Raw genomic sequence first — 5,443 nt, forward strand, 5'->3', positions numbered from 1 at the left:
GAACAGCTCGTCGATCTCCTCGTCCTTGGAGGTGAGGAAGATGACGGGCACGTCGGACTTCTGGCGCAGCCGCCGGAGCGTCTCCATGCCGTCCATGCGGGGCATCTTGATGTCGAGGATCGCGAGATCCGGCATCGAGGTCTTGAACCCGTCCAGCGCCGAGGCGCCGTCCGTGTAGGTCATGATCCGATAGCCTTCGGCCTCGAGCGCGATGGAAATCGAGGTGAGGATGTTCCGGTCGTCGTCGACGAGCGCGATGGTCGGCATGGGCCTCTTTTCCCGTTGTCGGGCAAACTCTTCGGGCCTTGAAGCCCGCAAAGCTGGGCCGAAATGTGACCCCTCCGGCCGGGGCGGGAGCGGGTCCGAGCTGCGCGTTCCGGCGCGGAGTCTAGTGATTTGCGCGGGATTTCGCCATACCGGGTTCGCGCCGGGCTTTATTTCGTCGTTCCGGCATCCGACAGTCGGGGCTCGACCAGGAGACCGTCCGTGACCGACATTCCGCCTCCCCGGCCCGGCACGATGCCCGGGCGCATCCCGGAAAACGCCAAGCTTCCCGAGGACTTCGTTCCTGTCGTAGTGGCCCGGCAGCTGCTGCGGGCGACCCGCGCCGGCACCCTCTCGACCAACGACCGCCACACCGGCCACCCGTTCGGCTCGCTCGTCAACGTCGCGACCGCGGCGGACGGGTCGCCGGTGCTGCTGCTCTCCCGGCTCGCCACCCACACGGCCAATCTGGAGCGCGACGGCCGCGCCTCGATCCTGCTCGCCGCGACCGGCAAGGGCGACCCGCTCGCCCATCCGCGCCTCACCGTGCTGGGCAGCCTGGTGCGCGACGACGACCCGGCGTTGCGCCGCCGCTTCCTGTCGCACCATCCCAAGGCCGAGCTCTATGCCGCCCTGCCCGACTTCTCGACCTGGCGCATGATCGTCGCGGCCTTCCATCTGAACGGCGGCTTCGCCCGCGCCGCCGATCTCGCGCCGGAGGACGTGCTGAGCGACCTTTCCGGCGCCGAGGACCTCCTGGCGGCCGAGGAGAGCGCCGTCGCCCACATGAACCAGGACCACGCCGAGGCCGTGACGCTCTACGCGACCGTGCTGGCCGGCGCGCCCGCCGGTCCGTGGAAGGTGACGGGCCTCGACCCCGACGGCCTCGATCTCGCCGCCGGCGACCTCACCCGCCGCGTCGCCTTCCCCGAGCGCATCACGACGGCGGCAGGGCTCCGCGCGGTGCTGAAGCGGATGGCGGACGAGGCCCGCGCGAAAGGGTGAGCCCGCATCGCGTCCTGCTGCGTGTCTCCGTCGGGCACACGCGAAGGGATGCCTTGCGGCCTAGCCGTCGCGGTCTACCATCCCGGGCGTCGTCACTTCCGGGAGATCTTCAAAAAATGAGAACACTGCTGCTGGCCGGGCTCGCGCTCGGCCTTCTCGGCGCCTCCGCGCTCTCCTCGTCGGTCCTCGCCCAGACCGCGCCCACCGCCCCGACCCCGACCGGGCCGGTGCTGCCCGATCCCGCCGCCAAGAAGGAGCCGATCGCGCTGCGCGACATGGGCTCGTTCCACATCGGCGGCCGCATCGTCGAGGTCACCGGCAAGCCGGTGCGCGAAGTGGTGTTCGCGGCCGGCGGCACGCCCGCCAAGATGGACCCGAACGGCCCCTATCAGATCGAGCAGATGTACGTGCAGTACTTCTTCCCGGCCACCCGCAAGGGCAAGTACCCGCTGCTCATGTGGCACGGCGGCGGGCTGACCGGCGTGACCTACGAGACGACGCCGGACGGCCGCGACGGCTGGCTCAACATGTTCGTGCGCAAGGGCTGGGACGTCTACGTCTCCGACGCGGTCGAGCGCGGCCGCTCGGGCTATCCGAGTCCCGACATCTGGCCGAGCTCGCCCGTCTTCCTCACCCGCGCCAACGCCTTCGAGCGGTTCCGCATCGGCGCCGGCCCGGGCTCGTGGAATCCCGATCCGGCCAAGCTGAAGACCCTGCCCGGCAGCCAGTTCCCGGTCGAGGCCTACGACAGCTTCGTGCGCCAGAACGTGCCGCGCTGGCTCGACAGCGACAAGGCGATCATCGCAGCCTACACGGAGCTGGTGCAGAAGGTCTGCCCCTGCGTGATCCTGTTCCACAGCCAGGCCGGTGGCTTCGCCTTCAAGATCGCCCAGGCGCATCCCGACAAGGTCAAGGCGCTGGTGGCGGTCGAGCCGGCCGTGCCGGGCGACCCGGCCAAGGCGGCGGCCCTGAAGGACGTGCCCACCCTGATGGTGTTCGGCGACTACATCGAGCAGGACTCGCGCTGGCCGACCATGCGGGCCAAGGACGTCTCGTTCGGCGATGCGATCAAGGCGGCGGGCGGCAGCGTCGACGTCGTCGACCTGCCCAAGGTCGGCATCAAGGGCAACTCGCACATGCTCATGATGGACAAGAACAACGGCCAGGTCGCCGACCTGATCCAGGACTGGCTGGTGAAGAAGGGGCTGGTCGAGTAGGCCGCCGCCAAACACCCGAGCGCCTCGTGGCCGGGCTTCGGCCCGGCCACGATGCTCGGTCTCGTGCCCCGGACAAGGCGCGACAGGCCGCAGGCCTGATGCGCCGCAGAGCCGGGGCCCAGGGGCGACTCGGGAGACGCATTGCCTGATCGCCCCTGGGTCCCGGTTCGCGGCGCGTCGCGCCCGGGACACGAGGCCTTCCCCCGCGCAGCGAGCGCCCCCTCAATCCCGTCGGAACACCACCGAGGCGAGCCAGCCGGTCAGCAGCGCCATCATGGCGGTGACGATGCCGTAGAGGAGGCCGTTGTCGACCGCCGCGGTGGCGACGAACCGCTCGAAGCCGACCTTGGCGATCTCGAAGGCCGAGGTCGAGCGCGCCACCAGCACGCCGTCGTGGAACAGCTTCACGTCGACATCGTAGATGCCGACCGGCGCCTCGGCGGGCAGCGGGATCGACGCCTGGAACAGGGTCGGCGACAGCATCGTGACGGCGGTCGGATCCTCGATGTAGAGCTTGCGCTCGGTCTTCAGCCGCAGGAACGCCTGGCGGAAGGGGTCGTCGGCCACGACGTCGGCGATATCGGGGCCGATCTGCTGCGGCAGCACCAGGTTGGTGAGGCCGATCTGCAGCCGGCGCAGCCGGTCGGGCGGTACGAAGCGGTCGAACGGCCGCGTGCCGAGCACGGCGAGATACGCGGGAACGCCGATGAAGGTGCGTGAATCGGCGTTGATCCAGATGCCGAGCAAACGCTCCTTCTTCAGCGTCTTGAGGGTCTGGGGCGGCCCGACCACGGTGGCGATCACGTCGTAGCCGCCGCGCCGCGGCGGCGGCGCCCCGTCGCTCTCGACGGCGCCGAACAGCACCACCTCGGCGCCCGTGAACACCGAGTTGATCAGCACCCGGTGGGTCGACAGCGAGGTGACGAGCCGCTCGGCGGCGCGCGCGCCGCCGGCCGTCGACGCCACGCCGGCCAGCACGGCGATCAGCGCGGCGAGGACGAGCAGCGCGCGTCTCATCGGCCGCCCTCCATCAGCCGGAACGAGAACAGCTCGCCCGGCACGACGAACAGGTTCACGGCGAAGCGCAGGCCGACCGCGAGCACCAGGAGGCCGAGCATCAGCCGCAGCCGCTCGGACCGCATCTTCTGCCCGGCCTGCGCCCCGAACTGGGCGCCGATCACACCGCCGACCATCAAGAGCAGGGCGAGCAGCGCGTCGACCAGATGATTGGTCGCGGAGTGCATGATGGTCGCGCTCGCCATGGTGACGAGGGTGAGCACCATCGAGGTGCCGATCACCACGCTGGTCGGCACGTGCAGGATGTAGATCAGCGCCGGCACCAGGATGAAGCCGCCGCCGATGCCCATGATGGCGCCGAGGAAGCCCATCACGAAACCGATGATCCACACCGGGATCACCGACACGTAGAGCCGCGACTGCTTGAACCGCACCTTGAGAGGCAGCCCGTGCAGCCAGGTGTGGCCGCCCGGGTGGCGGGCCGGCACCGTGTTCTTGTCGCGCTGGAGCCGGATGATCGCCTGCACGCTCTCGGCCACCATCAGGCTGCCGACCGACGACAGGAGCACGACGTAGGAGAGCGCGATGACGAGATCGAGCTGGCCGATCGCGCGCAGCTGCGTGAACAGCCACACTCCGGCCGCGGTGCCGATCAGGCCGCCGATCAGCAGCATGAAAGCGAGCGCGAGATCGATGGCGCGGCGGCGCCAGTAGTTGAGCGCGCCCGAGAACGACGACGCGGCGATGTGGCTCGACACCGTCGCCACCGCGACGGCGGGCGACACGCCGATGAAGATCAGCAGCGGCGTCATCAGGAAGCCGCCGCCGATCCCGAACATGCCCGAGATGAACCCGACCGCGGTCCCCATCGCGAAGACGAGGAACACGTTCACCGGCAGGTCGGCGATCGGGAGATAAATGTCCACGGGCTCGGATCCGCGGCCTGGTCCGGGGACGCATGCCGGTCAGGGGTCGAGGGTCGTCACGGCGGCGCGGCGCGGTACGTCCGCGCTGCAGCGAAGAGCTACAGGCTAGCCCCACAAACGGAAAGCGAAAAGCGGCGTCCCGGCCGCAGGACGTCGGCCGCAGGTCGGCGGCCGTCGCCGCCGCGTGTGATCCGCGCTCCCGTCCCCCCGCGCACGCCGTGCGCGAAAGACGTCACAGCCGCGCGGCCTGCTCCATCGGGATGCGGCTCTTGGGCTTCGCGCGGCCGCGGCCGGAGGCCGCGTCCTCCCAGCCGCCGGGCGGCGGCGGCACCGTCATGGCGTCCTCGGGCGCGACCAGCGGCACGAAGCTCTGGGCGGCCAGGCGCGCGGCGGTCAGGCTCTGCTGATCGAGCCGCGCGGCGAGGTCGTCGCGCTTCTTGGCGGCGTCCTTGTCGCCCTTCTGGGCGGCGATCGCGAACCACTTGTAGGCCTCGGCGAGGTTCTGCTCGGTGCCGATGCCGCGGGCGTGGAGGATCGCGAGATTGTACTGGCTGTCGGCGACGCCGTGGCGGGCCGCCTTGGTGAACCACTGCACGGCGGTCGGGAAGTCGGGCTTGCCGTCGATGCCTTCGGCGTAGAGCACGGCGATGTTGTGCATCGCATTGGCGTTGCCGCGCTCGGCCGCGAGAAGATACCAGCGCCGCGCCTCGGCGAGGTCCTTCTTCACGCCGTTGCCCTTCTCGTAGAGGCTGCCGAGCCGGAACTGGGCGGGCGCGAGGCCGGCCGCGGCGGCGCGCTGGAACCACGGCAGGGCGGCGGCGAGGTCGGCCGTCACGCCGCGCCCTTCGGCGTAGCGCATGGCGATCTCGTAGGCGGCCGCCGGATTGCGGGCGGCGACGCCGGCGACGAGCGGCTTGCTGGCGAGCGCCGCCGGCAGGGTCTCGGGCCACGCCTCGATGGACCCGGCATCGTCCGGCGGCGCGGCCGGACCGGCTGCGGGCGGCATCGGCGAGG

The 5,443-nt window shown here is 70.6% G+C and carries 6 protein-coding genes; 2 read left to right on the top strand and 4 right to left on the bottom strand.

What is annotated here, in order from left to right:
• On the bottom strand, positions 1–267 hold a 267-nt coding region (locus ABTU92_RS23755; protein ID WP_408094096.1), incomplete at its 3' end, for a response regulator.
• Between the two features lie 219 nt (positions 268–486).
• On the opposite strand from ABTU92_RS23755, the gene ABTU92_RS23760 reads away from it, so the two are divergent.
• Together ABTU92_RS23760 and ABTU92_RS23765 are read left to right on the top strand one after the other, a co-directional pair.
• Positions 487–1,269 (top strand): HugZ family protein, encoded by a 783-nt coding sequence (locus ABTU92_RS23760; protein ID WP_408094097.1) that lies wholly within the window; start codon positions 487–489, stop codon positions 1,267–1,269.
• Positions 1,270–1,385: 116 nt separating this feature from the next.
• Positions 1,386–2,486, top strand: coding sequence for an esterase (locus tag ABTU92_RS23765; protein WP_408094098.1), 1,101 nt, complete (start codon positions 1,386–1,388; stop codon positions 2,484–2,486).
• Between the two features lie 222 nt (positions 2,487–2,708).
• Here ABTU92_RS23765 and ABTU92_RS23770 read toward each other — a convergent pair whose 3' ends face one another.
• From ABTU92_RS23770 to ABTU92_RS23780, 3 genes are all read right to left on the bottom strand, one after another.
• Positions 2,709–3,503 (bottom strand): TIGR02186 family protein, encoded by a 795-nt coding sequence (locus ABTU92_RS23770; RefSeq protein ID WP_408094099.1) that lies wholly within the window; start codon positions 3,501–3,503, stop codon positions 2,709–2,711.
• On the bottom strand, positions 3,500–4,429 hold the full coding sequence (locus tag ABTU92_RS23775; RefSeq protein ID WP_408094100.1) for a sulfite exporter TauE/SafE family protein: 930 nt from the start codon (positions 4,427–4,429) through the stop codon (positions 3,500–3,502). The genes ABTU92_RS23770 and ABTU92_RS23775 overlap by 4 nt, the downstream gene beginning before the upstream one ends.
• 232 nt (positions 4,430–4,661) lie before the next feature.
• A partial coding sequence (locus ABTU92_RS23780; RefSeq protein ID WP_408094101.1) for a tetratricopeptide repeat protein occupies positions 4,662–5,443 on the bottom strand: 782 nt, incomplete at its 5' end.

Origin of the sequence: Rhodoplanes sp. SY1 (assembly GCF_046000175.1) — a bacterium.
GTDB lineage: Bacteria > Pseudomonadota > Alphaproteobacteria > Rhizobiales > Xanthobacteraceae > Rhodoplanes.